This is a genomic window from Paenibacillus sp. FSL P4-0081, assembly GCF_000758565.1.
In the GTDB taxonomy this organism is placed as follows: domain Bacteria; phylum Bacillota; class Bacilli; order Paenibacillales; family Paenibacillaceae; genus Paenibacillus_AQ; species Paenibacillus_AQ phytohabitans.
Genome location: NZ_CP009280.1, coordinates 3,669,572 through 3,686,002 on the forward strand (window position 1 = coordinate 3,669,572; position 16,431 = coordinate 3,686,002).

Genomic DNA, 16,431 nt, shown 5'->3' on the forward strand with positions numbered 1-16,431 from the left:
ACAGGTTGTTCGCTGCTCTCCTCCATTAATGATGTTAATGCAAAGATAAGCCTCAGCGGCGGACCCGGACTTTATTTTTCAAGTCTGGGTCCGCTATTTCCATTTTTCTGAGATAAAACTGTTTAGGAATTGAAAGAGCAGGTTATATAAGGGATAAGATATTTCGCACTCACGCAAACTAAGGTGAAGATTACAGAAGGAGGTTGAACTTCAATGAGTATGAGCGTACATAATCTTATGGCTTTTAATCATCAGTTTTTTAGACCTCAGCCCGTTCTCAATCCTAAGCCGCAGAGATCAGAAGACAAAGTCCAGAGCTTCCAGGAAGTTCTCAATGAGAAGCTCAGTGCCTATGGCGATAGGAAGAAATGAATCTTTACTAGGAACCACCAGATGCAGAATATATCGCAGCAAACTATAGAACCAGCAGAAGCAGGTGCCTTCCATCATAGGAAGGCACCTGCTTTTTTTGCAATATTTATCTGTTAACTCTTCTTGCTTGTGTTGGTTAAACCTTCAATTTCTATTCTCTTATATTGGCGGCTGACTGCAGACGTGCTGCAATAGCCAGAAATTCCTCTTCGGAGAATCCCGGTGCGAATTCTTCCGGTACTTCAGGTGCATCGGGAACCGGAAATCCCTTAGGCGAGCCTTCGATGACTTCAAGCGGCTGGCCATCCTCCGGATGCGGTCCCTTCCAGATCTGCTTAATCGCCGTGAAATCACCTTCACTGTTCGTGTACAGCTTCGTGTGCAGTCCGCGTGATTCGTATTTGCGTGTCTCGTTGAAGGCTTTGTTGCTGAGGGAAGGGATGGGGACGAGTTTGCTTACATCAACTCCCGTAGCCATCTCCAGCGCTTTGGCATAAGCCACGACATGGACTCCGCCGCGGACGAGCAGATAGCCTACTACTTCACGTGCTGCCGGATGATCCGTTAATTCGTACACCTTCATTTTGTGCGCACGGGCTCCGCATTCCAGGAAGAAGTTGTGCAGCAGATCGAGAATCAGGTTCCCGCTGTTGAACACATATTCCCCGCTCCAGGGACGGCCCATCGAGTCAAAAGGCATAGACGACTGCGCACCGCTGAGCGCAAAATAAGTGTTTCGCGCATCTTTGAAAGGTTCAAGCGGAGTCTGATCCGGGTCCTTGTACGATGTCGATCCGAACAGGCATTTATTGACCGCATGTGACACCAGCTCTACATGCCCCAGCTCTTCGGCAGTGATGCTCGTAACGAGGTCATAGAAGGGCTTGAGCTTTTTTTTGCCGCGGAAATTGAAGGACTGGAACAGATAGTTGTTCAGCGTCGACATCTCGCCGAATTTACCGCCCATCAGCTCTTGAACTGCAGCCGCGGCATTCGGGTCTGGACGCTCTACTTCGGGAATCTCAATGGCAATTTCGTCAAAGCGCTTGAACATAAATGCACCTGCCTAACTATAGATTATGGTTAGCCTGTCGGCCATTCTCCGCTCTATAGTGTCTCTATAACAGGCAATCTATTCATGCCTAATGCGAGGCGGCCTAACGCCCGCCCCGCACATGCTTGGATTTGCGGAGCCTGGGCTCGGAACCTGGCGGCTGCCTGGTAATCCATTTGAGATAAGCGGCAATCTGTGAATCACGCCTCAGGTTGTCCAGCGTGGTCAGGTTAAGAACAACCAGATCGCTGTTGGTATACAGGGCATGAATCTGCCGGTGGCAAGCCTTGCAGAGAAGTGTGGTAGGCAGCAGCGCTCCGCCTTTCTCCCGGGGAGTCAGATGATGGACGGTGGTTGCGAGAGGGGAACGGCCGCATAGCTCACACTTGCCCAAGGCTTGTTCTTTCATGGGCTACGGCCGGACTTCGAAGAATTCGCAGCGGCTGCGCGAATAATAGGTTAAATCGCTGACCCGGGACTGGATAACAACATCCGAGTCAGTGAAACGGACCACCGTCGCACCTGAATTCACCAGATGGTCATCCTGGAATACACGGACGGGCAGCTTGCGGTCAATCGCTTCCTGCAGATCGCTGTCGGTCAGCAAAGGACGGTTGATGGGCATGGGGTAATTCTCCTTTATATCGGGATAACTGCTGTACAGCAAATACAATTAGTATAACTGGGTCCAGGCTTCAAATCCACTTCGGCAGCTTTAGTCACCGGATCTCCACCGCGAACAGCAGATGAGATGAAGAAATCTGGGGGCGGGCAGCGGCCGGAAGTCCAAAGGTTCACCGCAGTGACGATGAAGCTTCAAGTTCAAACTTAAGTGCGTCTTATATGAATCATAAATATTTCCACCATAAACCGGGAGTTTGCCTCCTCAAAAAAAACATCTGCCTACTGTACACTAAATCTTGTAAGAGAAACCTTTGAGAGGGGTACAGAGGAATGAAAAAAGTAAAAAACCTGGCGCTGACGCTGGTTTCCATCATGCTCATGAGTTCGCTCGCGGCATGCGGAGGAAACAACAACGGCGGCAACAAGGCTGCAGAAGGAAATACAGGCGGCAACGCAGCAAGCACTAATGCACCGGCAACTGAAGGGGCTAATACAGAGCCAGCAGAGAAGGTAGAGCTGTCCTTCTGGACACTGGGTAACGTGAACTATGAAGAGCTGGCTACTGAATACACTAAGGAACATCCGAATGTAACCATCAAGGTACAGAACACCGGTGACCAGACGGCCCACCACAACAACCTGACCACAGCGTTGTCGGCCGGTTCGGGCGCACCTGATATTTTCCAGCTTGAAATCGGTTTCATGGAACGCTTCCTGGGCGCACAGGACAAATTCTACAACCTGAACGATCTGGGTGCCAAAGACATCCAAGCCAACTATCTGGACTGGAAATGGAAACAGGCATCTTCTATTGACGGCAGCTTCCAGCTTGGACTTCCGACAGATATCGGACCAACTGTAGTCTATTACCGTACCGATCTGGCTGAAGCAGCCGGCCTGCCAAGCGATCCTGAAGGATTCAGCGCAGCGATCGATACCTGGGATAAATTCGCTACTGTAGCCAAAGCCTTCAAAGATAAAACCGGCAAGTACTTCTCCGATCTGACGGATCTTACGTACAACGCGCTGCGTGACCAGTCGGCTGACGAAATCTACTTCAGCAAAGCGGACGGAACCTTCATCGGCGACACCAATCCGCAAGTGAAGAAAGCCTATGATTTTACAGTAAAAGGCATTCAAGAAGGCTGGATCAGCAATGTTATGCTCTGGTCGCCTGAATGGGGCCAAGGCATGAACGACGGTTCGTTCGCAGTGGTAATGGGCCCGGCATGGATGGCTGGTAACATCAAGAGCAACGCACCTGATTCCTCCGGCAAGTGGAAAATTGCCCAGCTTCCTGAAGGAGCCGGCAACTGGGGCGGTTCATTCATCACCCTTCCTAAGGAAGGCAAGCATTCGAAAGAGGCATATGATTTCATCCAATGGCTTGTTAACAAAGACAACCAGCTGGAATCCTTCAAGACCAAAGGTCTGATGCCTTCTATCCCTGCACTGTATGAAGATCCTGCATTCGTAGACTTCAAGGATGAGTTCTTCGGCGGTCAGCAGACAGCTGTTGAATTCGGTAAAGCGGCTAACCGCGTTAAACCGGTATACTACGGACCGCTGCATGACCAGACGGATACCTTCTTCAAGAATGCGCTCAAGAACGTACTTGAGAAGAAAGCTGATCCGGCAAAAGAGTGGGAAGATGCTGTAAAGCAGTCGAAAACTCTGGCAGAGCGCGGCTAAATTCCTGGTGACGCTAATCTTAGTCTATTGAGGAAGACGATTCCTCAAATGTCCGGATTCACGGAGAGCTTCATCCTCTGTGAGTCCGGATTTATATTTACGAATTCACTGGAGGTGTGACATGGCTGAGCCCGTATTAGCGAGTCCGCATGCCGAGAGCAAACGTCCTTTTTTGACCGAACAAAGACGGAGCCGCTTCACTGCGTATACATTTATTTCACCGTTCTTTATTCTGTTCTCGATATTCGGACTGTATCCGATCTTCTTCACATTCTATTTATCGTTCTTCAAGTGGGATGCACTGGGTCCCATGAAATACGTGGGCTTCAAAAACTACGATCTGATCACCAGCGATCCGACCTTCTGGATCTCATTCAGCAACACGCTGATCATGGGCCTGATGGGTACTGTGCCGCAGGTGTTCCTGGCGCTGCTTCTGGCTGTGCTGCTCCACTCGGGCATGACCCGGTTCAAAAAGACTTTCCGCATTCTCTATTTCATGCCGAATATCACTTCCATCGTTGCCGTTACGCTCGTATTCAGCACCTTGTTCGGTAACAACGGAATGATCAACTGGCTGCTTAACGGAATCGGTGTAGAGAGCATGGCGTTCAACTCCGGCTGGTGGGGAGTAAAAATCGCCATTTCAACGATGGTGATGTGGCGCTGGACGGGCTATAACGCGATTCTGTTCCTCTCCGGACTGCAGAGTATTCCGATGGATCTGTATGAATCTGCCCGGATCGACGGGGCTAACCGCAGACAGCAGCTGTTCTCCATCACCTTGCCGCTGCTTAAGCCGTTTATTATTTTCGTAACCCTGCAATCGACAATCGGTGCCCTGCAGCTCTTCACAGAGCCGTATGTTTTCCTCGGCCAATCCGGAACCGGATCTACCCGGCAGGAAGGTATCACAATGGTTACCTATTTGTATAGCGAAGCATTCCGCAACGGATTCTTCGGTACTGCGGCGGCTACAGCAGTTCTGCTGTTCCTCGTTACGATACTGTTCTCTGTCCTGAATATGCTGATTTCCAGAAGCGGCAGCAGAGAGACTGGAGGGAAAAAAGCGTGAGCACACTTCGTATGTTCAGAAAAAAACCGGATGATCTCGGCTTTTTCGGCAAGCTGGGCTTCTATTGTCTGCTGATCCTCGGGGCACTGGTCTCTATCTTCCCGTTCTATTGGATGTTCGTCGTTGGTACGAATGACAAGGGAGCCGTGTTCCATGTACCGCCGCTATTGACGGTTGGAGACCAGTTCTTCGACAACTTCAAGCGTGTGCTGGAAAAATCGGACTTCTTCCAGGCGCTAGGCAACTCGCTGTTCGTATCGTCCATGGTGACGATCTCGGTCGTGTTCTTCTGTACACTGGCCGGTTATGCGTTCGCCAAATATGAATTCCCGGGTAAAAATATGCTTTTTGTATTCGTAATCGCTACACTGATTGTTCCGCAGCAGCTCGGGGTATTGCCGACCTATGTTATTATGGCTAAGCTGCACTGGATTGACAGCTTCAAGGCGCTGATTGTGCCGGCGATGGTTAATGCCTTCGGGATTTTCTGGATGCGCCAGTACATATCCGCTGCGGTTCCAACCGAGCTGATTGAAGCCGGACGGATCGACGGAGGCGGGCACTTCAGAATTTTCTGGAAGATTGCGGTGCCGGTAATTACACCTGCAATGGCTACACTGGGTATTCTCAACTTCATGACCGTATGGAATGATTTCTTCTGGCCGCTGGTGGTGCTGAAGAACAAGGAGCATTATACAATACAGATTGCTCTGCAGCAGCTGTTCACTACCCGTGACGGTCTGGATTATGGAATGATTATGTCCGCAACCTTCACGGCAACCTTGCCGCTGCTGGTCGTATTCCTGCTGTTCAGCCGCTGGGTTATTGCCGGTCTGACCTCAGGCGCTATCAAGAGCTGATGAACTGTTATTGGCTGTAACAGGAAATATAGAATGCTGTGAAGAATAATAATGGACAGAGTCAGCAGGAGGAAGGGACCATACATGAAGCTCCGCCGCAAGATCTTGTTCGCTATTATTCTTCTCGTATTCATTCCCGTGATCGTTATGGGGATTGTTACGTATGTCAATTTCTCCAATGCCATGGAGAAGAAATCAAGCAATTTCTACTGGATTTCATTGCTGGAGACGGACCGCAAGCTCAAGTTCGCGCTCAGCGAGATTTCATCGATTACCAATTCTGCGATCACGCAGCCGGCGATTCAGCAATCGCTCAAGCAGCAGAACTTTGTGCTTACCTATGACCGCAAGCAGGAGATTAACAATCTGCTGATCAATCATCCGATGGTCACATCCTTCAGTCTGTACGGTAAAGACCGGCTGCTGTATCAATATAATGCGCCGATGTCTTTTGCCGATATGCACAAACAGGTCTGGTTCGGAGCGATGGAGAGCGCTGAAGGGCGTCCCGTCTGGTCCGGTCCCGGAGAGAACGGCTCGGCAAGCGCGGGCAAACCGGTGCTGGTACAGGCCAGAGTCATTAAAGATTATTATTCACTGGAGGATATCGGCTATCTGGTTGTGTATGTCAAGCCGGATTTGCTCGATCAGATCTTCTGGGAAGCGGCGACCCTGAAAAAAGGGGATATTCTGCTGGTGAACAAGCAGGGCAATATCGTCTTCAACAAGTCCGGAGAGTATATTGGACAAAGGACGGATTTTCCTTTTTTGCAGGAGAATTATACCCAGGAGCAGGACTATTACATTGACAATTATCAAGGAGAGCGGTCTCTGATCACTTTCCTGCCTTCACATAATACAGACTGGTATCTGGCCGCGATTACCCCGATGAATCTGATTTCATCGGAATCAGTGTCCATCCGCAATATCGCAATTATTCTTGGGATGGTATCGCTGCTGTCTGCTTTTCTGTTCGACCATTATTTCATCCGCAGGCTCGTCCGAAGCATTAACAGTGCGGTGAACGGGATGAAGCGGGTCAAGCAGGGGATATTCATGCCGATCACGGTGCCGCTCCGTGCCAATGATGAGAGCGATTCGCTGATCGACGGCTTCAACCGGATGAGCTCGCAGATCAATGAGCTGATCGAGCAGGTGCAGACCGAGCAGGGGCGCAAGAAGGAAGCGGAGATGCAGGCGCTGATGGCGCAGATTAACCCGCATTTCATCTATAATTCACTGGAATCCATTAACTCGATGGCGGTGCTGGCCGGCAACAGGGATATCAGCAAAATGGTCATCTCGCTCGGCAGGCTGCTGCGCATCAGCATCAGCCAGAATCAGGAGCTGATTCCGCTGCAAATGGAGTTCGAGCATGTCCGTCACTATCTTGATATTCAGAAGTTCCGTTTCGAAGAGAAATTCTCGTATGAGCTGGACCTGCCCGATTCCCTGAAGATGGTGATGACCCAGAAGCTGATTGTCCAGCCAATCGTAGAAAACGCTTTATATCATGCCATTGAGCAGATGGAGGAGCATGGCACCATTACGGTCAAAGCCCAGGAGAACGGCAAGGATATCATTATAATCGTCAAGGATAACGGGCCGGGCTTTGACCTTGCCGTGCTGATGAGCCAGTGGAACAAAGAACGTGCCAATCTGAGAAAATACAGCGACAGCGGGGTGGGGCTGAAGAATGTACATGAGCGCCTGAACATCCGGTTCGGCAATCCTTATGGCATTCTGGTCTGCTCATCCCCCGGCTTCGGATCAGCGGTTTGTATCCGCATTCCGAAGATTCAGCCATCATGAGAAGGAGAAACGGAATGAAGGACCAGCGGAACGTTGCGAGATGGTTGACCAACTGGGGGTGGATTCTGCTCTACATCGTGCTGATGTCCGGTGCGGTCTGGTTCATTATGCAGGAGGACCGGGAGCCGATTGAAGATAACTCTCCCGAGAAAATCACCTTGACCTTCCGGCACTTCTGGAACAAAGAACATGACCGGCCGCTGCTGGCCATCTTCGAGGAGGTTGTGCGGAGCTACCAGGAGAGCCATCCGAACGTGAAGGTGAACTTCGAAGGACTGGACCAGAACATTCACCGGGAACAGAAGCTTAAGAGCGAGATGGTGACGGGTACGCCGCCGGATATGTTCGTTTTGTTCGGCGGGGCGGAGATTGAGCCCTATGTCCGCTCGAACCGGCTGATGGATCTGACCGAGTTCACGGACCAGAACGGACTAAGCAATCAGTTTAAGGACCTGCATCTGTGGACCTTTAACAAACATATTTATGGCCTGCCCATCGAAGGCAATGCAGAGCCGCTCTATTACAACAAAACTATTTTTCATAAGCTTGGACTGGAAATTCCGGAAACAGTGGCGGAACTGGACGAGACGATTGTGAAGCTGAAGCAGGCGGGCTATATCCCGTTCGCCCTGGGGAATGAGGACCGCTGGCCTGCCGGGATCTTCGCCCATTACTTAATGGACCGCTATGCCGGGCCGGAGCTGATTCAGGAGCTGGTGACAGGCGAGAGTGAAGCCGGATTTCAGAACAGCGGCTATATGAAGGCCTTCCAGCATCTGAACCGGTGGATCGGCGAGGGCGCTTTTAGCAGCGAATCCAACGATACGTCAACCGAGAATGCAGTGCGTCAGTTCACTGACGGGAAGGCGGCGATGTATCTTAACGGTAACTGGGACATCAACCTTTTCTCAGGCCAGACAGCCCCGGCGGAATTCCAGAATCAGGTGGGTGTGATTCCGTTTCCGGCAATGGTCAAAGGGGCGGAGCCGTCGATTGCCGGCGGCTACACCATGGGGATCGGGCTGTCATCGAGCCTCACCGGTGCGAAACGGGAAGCTGCGCTGGAGCTGATGAAAGGCTTTTATACCAAGGAAATCCAGACGCGTATTGTGTATGAAGGCCTAAGAATACCTTCAATGCGGATTGCCTTCGATCCGGATAAGACCGGACCGGTATTCGCCCAGGTGATGGAGCTGATGGAAGAGAGCCACCAGAGCTTCGTACCCTACGATAATCTGTTGTCTCCTGAAGTGAAGAAGACATTCTTAAGTGTGATTGAAGAGATGATCGGTGGAGGAATGCAGGCCGGTCAGGCTCTGCAGGAGCTGCAAGACGCGTCCAAGCAATACTGGAATCTGATCCGGAGCTCGGACGTTCAATAAAGCCTGGGGGGGTGCAATAAAATGAGTGAGCATCAGGAGAAATATAAAGTATTGCTCGTGGATGATGAGCCGATTATTCTGCGCAGCCTGAAGGTTGCGATTCCTTGGGAAGAGCTGGGTTTGACTATTGCTGGTGAAGCGAAGAACGGGGAGGCCGCTCTGCAGCTGATTCAGGAGACCTCACCGCAGATCATCATCAGTGATATCCGCATGCCGGTCATAGACGGGATTGCTCTGATGAAAGAGGTGCTGCCGCGCAGCTCCAAGCTGATCTTCATCTTCATCAGCGGCTACGGTGAGTTCGAGTATGCCAGGGAAGCCTTAAGGCTTGGCGCGTTTGATTACCTGCTGAAGCCGATTGATCATGAGGAGCTGGCGGTGATGCTCACCCGGGCCAGAGAACGGCTCGACCGCCAGAAGGAGAATGAGCAGCTTATGCTCTCCGTCCAGACCTTGTCGCTGCTTGCCCGCGAGCGGATGCTGGCCGAGTTCATGCTCGGCAATCCGCGCCCGCTGCAGCATCTGAAGTGGCTGGAGAACAGTGAGCTTGAGGAAGAATATTTCATGGCCGTTGTCCGTCTGGACGACTATGCCGGCCTCACGGCCAAGTGGAGTGCAGAAGAAAAGCATCTCTGGCTGTTCGCGGTCCGCAATATCCTGGAGGAATGGTCGCTGGAGAACGGGGCGCTGTCGATCTTCCCGTTCTATAACGGGGAGTGGATTCTGCTCTTCCCTGCCGCCATCAGCACCGGCAAAAGAGCGCTCGGTGAACAGCTGATCAACGGTATCAAGCGTTACTCTAAGCTGAACTGCTCTGTGGGCATCAGCCGCACCACCCGGGGGATAGATCAGTTAAGCACGGTGTATCCCTTGGCCGCACAAGCCTTGTATCAGCGTTTCTATTCCGGCCAGGCGGGCGTGTTCATCGAAGAGGAGACTGCGGCAGCCGGCAGCCGTGAGGTGAAATATCCCAAGGAGCTGGAGCTCTCGCTGATTGAGAGTATCCGCACACTGAATCTGGAGCGTATGCTTGCCCTCTTTGATGAGATGTCTGTCTTCATAGAATCCCAGGCCCTGCCGCAGCAGCTGGCGGAACGCCTGATTATTGAGATGAGTGTGGTGCTGTACCGGCAGTTCGAGCATCTGAACACGCATAATGAATGGTCGGTAGAGGGTCTCTTAAGTAAGCTTCACGGCTTGGGAACACTGTCGGATATGATTGAAGCGCTCAAGACGGAATTCCGCGAATGGCTTCAGCAGAGTCACAGTACGGCAGCCCGCGAAGACGGGCGCAGCATCATTGAGAAAGTCAAACGGTACATTGAATCCAATTACCACAAGGATCTCAGCATCGAGGAAGTGTCCGAGGTGGCCGATCTCAGCATCAGCCATTTCTGCACCCTGTTCAAACAAATCTCGGGCTATACCTTCCTGGAATTCGTCACCCACTGCCGGATGGAGAACGCCAAGTACATTCTGCAGAACAGTACGGTGAAGGTCTATCAGGTGGCTCCAATGGTCGGTTATCAGGACCCGCGGTATTTCACGCAAGTGTTCAAGAAGGCTACGGGCAAGACGCCGACGGAGTATCGTGAGGAGCATGTGAAGCAGGCATGATGCAGCGGGGCGGCTCTAACTGTAAAGAGCAGATAAGGAAAATAGGAAGTTGGAACATTGGAACATAGGAACGTAGGAACATAGGAACGTAGGAACGTAGGGAAATAGGAACATAAGAACATAGGAATATAGGAACATAGGAATATAAGCATAAGAATATAAGAATATAAGCATAAGGACGAGCACAAGCACATTGAGCACCTTCGGGTGCTTTTTTTTATGGGTATATAACTGAAGATAATTGCAGTATCCCCTCTGGTTTCACCGGACGCGATCCAAGGGAGTGCCAATGTATGCGAAAAATCGAATACAATGCGCCTCAGCGAAGGTAATCAGACCAAATGTATGCGAAAAACCGAATACAATGTGCTATCGCGAAGGTAGACGAGCCAAATGTATGCGAAAAACCGAATACAATGTGCCTCCGCGAGGGTAATCAGGTCAAATGTATACGAAAAACCGAATACAATGTGCTATCGCGAAGGTTATCGGGCCAAATGTATGCGAAAAACCGAACACAATGTGTTTCCGCGAAGGTAATCAGACCAAATGTATGCGAAAAACCGAATACAATGTGCCTCCGCTAGGGTAATCAGACCAAATGTATGCGGAAAATCGAACACAATGTGCTTCCGAGAGGGTAATCAGGACGAATGTATACGAAAAACCGAATACAATGTGCTTCCGAGAGGGTAATCAGGCCGAATGTATGCGAAAAACCGAATACAATGCGCCTCAGCGAAGGTAATCAGACCAAATGTATGCGAAAAATCGAATACAATGCGCCTCAGCGAAGGTAATCAGACCAAATGTATGCGAAAAACCGAATACAATGTGCTATCGCGAAGGTAGACGAGCCAAATGTATGCGAAAAACCGAATACAATGTGCCTCCGCGAGGGTAATCAGGTCAAATGTATACGAAAAACCGAATACAATGTGCTATCGCGAAGGTTATCGGGCCAAATGTATGCGAAAAACCGAACACAATGTGCATCCGCGAAGGTAGACGAGCCAAATGTATGCGAAAAACCGAATACAATGTGCTTCCGCGAAGGTTATCGGGTCAAATGTATGCGAAAAACCGAATACAATGTGCCTCCGCGAGGGTGTTAGGGCCAAATACATGCGAAAAATCGAACACAATGTGCCTCCACGGAAAAATGAGGAGGATAAGGGGAGTTTGTTTGCTGGAGGCAGCCCAAATGTAATCTAAATGAAGTAATGTGCGGTGGTCTTCTTAATATCTTATAAGCTGAACAAGCCGCACAAGCTCTACAAGCTCCAGGATCTTTCACTTGATCGGAGCTTTTTTATGGAACAGTGTCCGTCTGTGACGTTATAGGATTCGAGCTACATTCACAGTTTTGAATTAGATCAATGAAATAATAATCTATTTTATAACTAGACAAAATAACTTAATATCTATATGTTAATAAACAGATTAGATATATATCTATTTAGTCTATATTAATGTATGGGGGATAGGATCGTGTTAAGGAACAAATATGTAAGAACGATTATTATGTCAAGGGTATTGCTGCAGCTCGGAGTATGGGTGAGGAACTTTGCGATTCTGCTGTATGTGACGGATATTACGCATAATGATCCCTTCTATGTCTCGCTCATTTCGGTGGCCGAATATGCTCCGATCTTTCTGTTTGCCATTATAGGCGGTACCTTCGCGGACAGGTGGCTGCCCAAACGGACGATGATGATCAGTGATGCGTTATCGGCATGTTCCGTCTTTGTAGTGCTGGTAGTTGTCATATCCGGATCGTGGAGAGCACTGCTGCTGGCCACCCTGGTATCAGCTATATTGTCACAGTTCTCGCAGCCTTCTGCGATGAAGCTGTTCAAACAGCATGTGCCTGAAAATCAGCTGCAGAGTGTGATGGCCATGTTCCAGTCGCTGTCTGCTTTCTTTATGGTAATTGGTCCGGTAATCGGCGCTTTCATCTATAATCATTACGGGATTGAGGTATCGCTGGCTGTAATGGGCGGTATGTTCATTGGCTCTGCGCTCATACTGGGCCTGCTGCCCAAAGACGCGCCGCAGCAGGCCGGAAAGACACGGAACGGGATCATGGCTGAAATGAAATCCGGACTGGATTATGTGCGTTCGAGCCGGGTGCTGAGGAATCTGGGCGCGGCTTTTGCGTTTGCGGGGCTTGCCGCAGGGCTGATTCAGCCGCTGGGGGTATTCGTAATCATTGAGAATCTGGGCAGGGACAGAGGGTTCCTGCAATGGATCATGATGGCGAACGGGGCATCGATGCTGCTCGGCGGAATGCTTATTATGAGCAAAGGCAAAGCCGTGAAACCACAGACAATGCTGGCCTTCGGCCTCCTGGTCAGTGCGGCTGGAACGGTCGGCGTGGGGTGGTCGCATCATACAGCATTGACGATCACACTGCAGACGCTGACCGGATTCTTTTACCCGTGTATCCATATCGGCATCAACACACTGATTCTGCGGAATACCGAGGCCGGCTTTATGGGCAGGGTTGGCGGTATTATGGGGCCGATGTTCATGGGCTTTATGGTGATCGGAATGTCTGCGGCAGGTTATTTGAAGGAAGCCTTCTCGCTGTTCACGGTATTCACCGGAAGCGGCATACTGTTCCTGATCGCGATGCTGATTCTGCTGCCGATGGTCAGGGCGAAGGAGTCCGGACGGCAATCTCTTCAGGGGTGACTATGACATATGTCATACACCGGGGTTGATGTTTGTGACTTACAGGGGTGACACTTTCTTCTCTATAATGTAGAGAGATAAGTATCCTTGAATGGATGCATCCGAGGAGGAAACGATCCCGATGACTACAAACCAGACATCCCAGCTCTCCAGCTTGAAGAAAAGCGTAGCCCCTTACGAAAAAACAGACCGTAAAGCGAGCATCTACCAGCTCATTAATACACTTGGACCACTAGTGCTCCTATGGACTGCTGCTTATTTCAGCTTATCCGTTTCCTACTGGCTGACGCTGCTGTTCGCCATTCCGGCTGCAGGTTTTGTCATCCGCACCTTTATTATTTGTCATGACTGCTGTCACGGCTCATTCTTCAAGAACCGCAAAGCGAACGATATTTTCGGAACAATAACCGGTGTGCTCACTCTGGTCCCTTACCGCCAGTGGAAGCACAGCCATTCGATACATCATGCGGGAAGCAGCAACCTCGACAAAAGAGGCACCGGCGACATCTGGATTATGACCGTGGATGAATATGCAGCCGCGAAACCGCTGCAGCGACTATACTACCGGATCTATCGTAACCCTCTGGTTTTGTTTGTACTCGGACCCATTGCCGTCTTCGTGATCCAGTACCGTTTCAACGCCAAAGGTGCCAGACGCAAGGAACGCATGAATACGTATTTGACGAATGTCTCGATAGTGGCCCTGTACGGTACGATGATTATGCTTGTCGGTTGGCAGGCATTCCTGCTGGTGCAGCTGCCGGTTGTGTTCGTCTCCGGTTTTCTCGGCATTTGGCTGTTCTATGTGCAGCATCAGTTTGAAGATACCTACTTCGCGCATGATGAGGAATGGAGCTATGTCAACGCCGCAGTAGAAGGAAGCTCCTACTATAAGCTGCCGAAGCTGCTGCAGTGGATTACCGGCAATATCGGTTTTCATCATGTGCATCATTTAAGTCCGAAGGTGCCTAACTATAACCTGGAATTGGCCCATAATGCCACCCCGCCGCTGCAAAAAGCGACAACCATTACGCTCAGCACCAGTCTGCAGGCCTTGAAGTACCGTCTGTGGGATGAGGAGCACAAAACGTTCGTCAGCTTCAAGGAAATGAAGCAGCGGCTGCAGCAGAAGAAGCCTGCGGCAGCAGAGGTGCTGAAGGTAATCAAACCGGGATTCCAGAGTAAATAGTAGCCGCCACAGAAGAGGAAGGCAGGACCGGGAGTGCAGTTGCCGGGCCTGTTCTTTCTTTTTGTCCGAAACATTGCGCGGAATTGCCGGTTGCAGGGTGGTTTATGCTAAAATGGGGGTATAATCTTGCTGGCAAAAAGGATGGCTAACATGCAGAAGTGGCATCATATTTTTCATAAAAGCACGGGACTGAGCCCTTATGTATGGGTCGTTTTTTACATTCTTCCGTTCTATTCGATCTTTCGCTCGGCCTCGGCAGGCCGCTGGGTATACGGAATTCTGATGATTATCGTCTTCTTCGCCTGCTATGTGCTGGCGTTTAAGTCGAAAGGGTGGGTAGTCTATTTCTGGACCAGTGTGCAGATTGTTGTCTCGATAACGATGACGCTGCTCTTCGGGTATATGTACTTTGCGCTGTTCCTGGCTTTTTTCATCGGAAATATCCAGAAAAGGGCCGCTTTCTTCACCCTATACTCGATTCATCTGCTGACAACGATCGTGGCCATCAACTATGAGCTGATTACGCGTAATCCCGTGTTCCTCTCGCAGCTGCCGTTCGTGCTGGTCAGTATCATTGCCGTGGTGCTGCTGCCGGTCACGACCTATAACCGCAACAATCAGGATAAGCTGCAGGGACAGCTGGAGGATGCCAACAAACGGATTTCCGAGCTGGTCATTATGGAGGAGCGCCAGCGGATCTCCCGTGATCTGCATGATACGCTGGGGCAGCGGCTGTCGCTGATTGGCCTTAAGAGTGACCTGGCAGGCAAGCTGATCACCAAGAATCCGGCGCAGGCCCAGATCGAAATTAATGATGTCCGGATGACGGCCCGCAGCGCCCTCAAGGAAGTCCGGGAAATGATTACCCAGATGCGGGGCATCCGGCTTGAAGATGAGCTGATCCGTATCCGGCAATTACTCCAGGCGGCAGAGATTGGCTACATGCTGGAGGGTGACCCTAACCTGACCAACACTTCCCTGATTACCGAGAATGTGCTGAGCATGTGTATGAAGGAGGCCGTGAACAATGTGGTCAAACATAGCGGTGCCTCGCTGTGCCTGATTCAGATCGAACCTTCCCGGACCGACCTGATCATCAAGGTGAAGGATAACGGCGCGGGAATTGAAGGGACTAATCACTACCATAAAGGTCATGGGCTGCAGGGGATGAGGGAACGGCTTGAATTCGTCAACGGCAGTATGGAAGTGGTGCGTGACGAAGGAACAACGATTGTCATTAAGGTGCCCAATGTTGCACAGCGGCCGGAAATGGAGGTAAACGTGTAATGATTACGATAGTGATTGCCGAAGATCAGCGCATGCTGCTGGGGGCGCTCGCTGCCCTCCTGGATCTGGAGGAGGATATGAAGGTTGTGGGCCGGGCAGGCAACGGGGAAGAGGCCGTGAAGCTGGTGAAGCAGCATCAGCCGGATATTTGCATCATGGATATTGAAATGCCGGCCATGACAGGTCTCGAAGCGGCGGAAGCACTGAAGGGATCGGGCTGCAAAATCATGATTCTGACCACGTTTGCCCGGACCGGTTATTTCGAACGTGCGGTCAAAGCCGGAGTTGATGCCTATCTGCTCAAAGACAGTCCAAGCGAAGAGTTGGCCTTGTCGATCCGCAATGTGATGGACGGCAGACGGATATATGCGCCGGAGCTGATGGATGAGGCTTACAGCAGCGAAGCTAATCCGCTCACGCAGCGTGAGAAGGAAGTGCTGGGGCTGATCGCAGACGGCAAGAATACGAAGGAGATCGCCAGCCAGCTGTATATTACGACCGGAACGGTCCGCAACTATATCTCTGTGATCCTGGACAAGCTGGATGTCGGCAACCGGATTGAAGCGATCACGCGCTTTAAGGAAAAAGGCTGGTTTAAATAAAATAACTTGCTTGGAATATTGAAACGGCAGCTGTCTTCTGTGACAGCGGGCCGTTTCTTTTTTTTGCAGACAGAGACAAGGCTTATTCTAGTGGTAGGGCAGACGGGCAGACGTAAGGAGTGGAGCAGACCCGGACTTTGCTTGAAGCAGAGAAACCAGCCTGGCTCT

Annotated in this window: 14 protein-coding genes; 11 read left to right on the forward strand and 3 right to left on the reverse strand. The window is 50.7% G+C overall.

Features of this window, described 5'->3' with window-relative positions; genetic code table 11:
* Nucleotides 1-213 precede the first annotated feature (213 nt).
* Complete coding sequence (locus P40081_RS39015) at nucleotides 214-372, forward strand: hypothetical protein (protein WP_179093555.1); 159 nt, start codon at nucleotides 214-216, stop codon at nucleotides 370-372.
* Between the two features lie 151 nt (nucleotides 373-523).
* On the opposite strand, the gene P40081_RS15600 is transcribed toward P40081_RS39015, so the two are convergent.
* The 3 genes from P40081_RS15600 to P40081_RS15610 form a co-directional block, all read right to left on the reverse strand.
* On the reverse strand, nucleotides 524-1,426 hold the full coding sequence (locus tag P40081_RS15600) for a manganese catalase family protein (protein WP_042136694.1): 903 nt from the start codon (nucleotides 1,424-1,426) through the stop codon (nucleotides 524-526).
* A gap of 103 nt (nucleotides 1,427-1,529) precedes the next feature.
* Complete coding sequence (locus P40081_RS15605) at nucleotides 1,530-1,835, reverse strand: HNH endonuclease (protein ID WP_042136695.1); 306 nt, start codon at nucleotides 1,833-1,835, stop codon at nucleotides 1,530-1,532.
* 3 nt (nucleotides 1,836-1,838) lie between these two features.
* Entirely contained in the window at nucleotides 1,839-2,051 is a 213-nt protein-coding gene (locus P40081_RS15610; protein ID WP_039298136.1) for a hypothetical protein, read from the reverse strand.
* Nucleotides 2,052-2,380: 329 nt separating this feature from the next.
* Between P40081_RS15610 and P40081_RS15615 the strand changes: the two genes are divergently transcribed.
* The 10 genes from P40081_RS15615 (at nucleotide 2,381) to P40081_RS15660 (ending at nucleotide 16,263) form a co-directional block, all read left to right on the forward strand.
* Nucleotides 2,381-3,742 (forward strand): ABC transporter substrate-binding protein, encoded by a 1,362-nt coding sequence (locus P40081_RS15615; protein ID WP_042136697.1) that lies wholly within the window; start codon nucleotides 2,381-2,383, stop codon nucleotides 3,740-3,742.
* 121 nt (nucleotides 3,743-3,863) lie between these two features.
* Nucleotides 3,864-4,817 (forward strand): carbohydrate ABC transporter permease, encoded by a 954-nt coding sequence (locus tag P40081_RS15620; protein ID WP_039298140.1) that lies wholly within the window; start codon nucleotides 3,864-3,866, stop codon nucleotides 4,815-4,817.
* Nucleotides 4,814-5,677 carry a carbohydrate ABC transporter permease gene (locus P40081_RS15625; RefSeq protein ID WP_039298142.1) on the forward strand — a complete coding sequence of 288 codons (864 nt, stop codon included), beginning with the start codon at nucleotides 4,814-4,816 and terminating at the stop codon, nucleotides 5,675-5,677. Before P40081_RS15620 ends, P40081_RS15625 begins: the two co-directional genes overlap by 4 nt.
* 84 nt (nucleotides 5,678-5,761) lie before the next feature.
* Nucleotides 5,762-7,489, forward strand: a complete 1,728-nt coding sequence (locus P40081_RS15630; RefSeq protein WP_039298143.1) for a cache domain-containing sensor histidine kinase — start codon at nucleotides 5,762-5,764, stop codon at nucleotides 7,487-7,489.
* Between the two features lie 14 nt (nucleotides 7,490-7,503).
* Entirely contained in the window at nucleotides 7,504-8,871 is a 1,368-nt protein-coding gene (locus P40081_RS15635; protein WP_042136698.1) for an ABC transporter substrate-binding protein, read from the forward strand.
* 21 nt (nucleotides 8,872-8,892) lie between these two features.
* Nucleotides 8,893-10,488: a response regulator gene (locus P40081_RS15640; protein ID WP_042136700.1), complete on the forward strand. Its 1,596-nt coding sequence runs from the start codon at nucleotides 8,893-8,895 to the stop codon at nucleotides 10,486-10,488.
* A 1,491-nt stretch (nucleotides 10,489-11,979) separates the two neighbouring features.
* On the forward strand, nucleotides 11,980-13,185 hold the full coding sequence (locus tag P40081_RS15645) for an MFS transporter (RefSeq protein ID WP_179093534.1): 1,206 nt from the start codon (nucleotides 11,980-11,982) through the stop codon (nucleotides 13,183-13,185).
* 121 nt (nucleotides 13,186-13,306) lie between these two features.
* Entirely contained in the window at nucleotides 13,307-14,374 is a 1,068-nt protein-coding gene (locus tag P40081_RS15650; protein WP_042136702.1) for a Delta(5) desaturase DesA, read from the forward strand.
* 150 nt (nucleotides 14,375-14,524) lie between these two features.
* Nucleotides 14,525-15,661 carry a sensor histidine kinase gene (locus P40081_RS15655; RefSeq protein WP_042136703.1) on the forward strand — a complete coding sequence of 379 codons (1,137 nt, stop codon included), beginning with the start codon at nucleotides 14,525-14,527 and terminating at the stop codon, nucleotides 15,659-15,661.
* On the forward strand, nucleotides 15,661-16,263 hold the full coding sequence (locus tag P40081_RS15660; protein WP_042136705.1) for a response regulator transcription factor: 603 nt from the start codon (nucleotides 15,661-15,663) through the stop codon (nucleotides 16,261-16,263). The genes P40081_RS15655 and P40081_RS15660 overlap by 1 nt, the downstream gene beginning before the upstream one ends.
* The last annotated feature ends 168 nt before the right edge of the window (nucleotides 16,264-16,431 follow it).